This window comes from Paenibacillus tritici (genome assembly GCF_013204885.1).
GTDB lineage: Bacteria > Bacillota > Bacilli > Paenibacillales > Paenibacillaceae > Paenibacillus_AQ > Paenibacillus_AQ tritici.
Genome location: NZ_JABMKX010000052.1, coordinates 1 through 502, shown reverse-complemented (window position 1 = coordinate 502; position 502 = coordinate 1). Strand labels below are relative to the sequence as shown.

Annotated in this window: 1 tRNA gene and 1 rRNA gene; both read right to left on the bottom strand. The window is 43.6% G+C overall.

The annotated features are described in order from the left end of the window. Positions 1-218: 218 nt before the first annotated feature. Positions 219-294 (bottom strand) — tRNA-Ala (locus HQN87_RS32010). 126 nt (positions 295-420) lie between these two features. Continuing rightward, positions 421-502, bottom strand: a 16S ribosomal RNA gene (locus HQN87_RS32005); the annotation flags it as partial.

Below are 502 nucleotides of genomic sequence, written 5' to 3'. Positions count from 1 at the left end.
AATCGAAAACCTTCGCTTTCAGCTTCACTAAAAACTTCAAAACTTGTTTACACAAGTTCAGCTTAAAGGAATGTTCTAAAACGCAAATTCGTTTCGGTATCCAGTTTTCAAGGATCAAGTTGCTGAAATTTCGGAACAATCACGACTGTGATGTTCGAAAATCCAGACACAAAAAATATTAAATTTCTTTCTAGACATAACAAATAGATGAAGTTTGTTGGTGGAGCCAAGCGGGATCGAACCGCTGACCTCCTGCTTGCAAGGCAGGCGCTCTCCCAGCTGAGCTATGGCCCCGCAAATTCCATCAAAACCGAACAAATGGAAACGCTGATAACTTTACAAAGTAAAACTTGCTCCGGAAGCATGCTCCCTGAAGACTTAGATTTGAATGTTTCCATTGCAGGAAACGATTCTCCATAGAAAGGAGGTGATCCAGCCGCACCTTCCGATACGGCTACCTTGTTACGACTTCACCCCAATCATCTACCCCACCTTCGGCGGC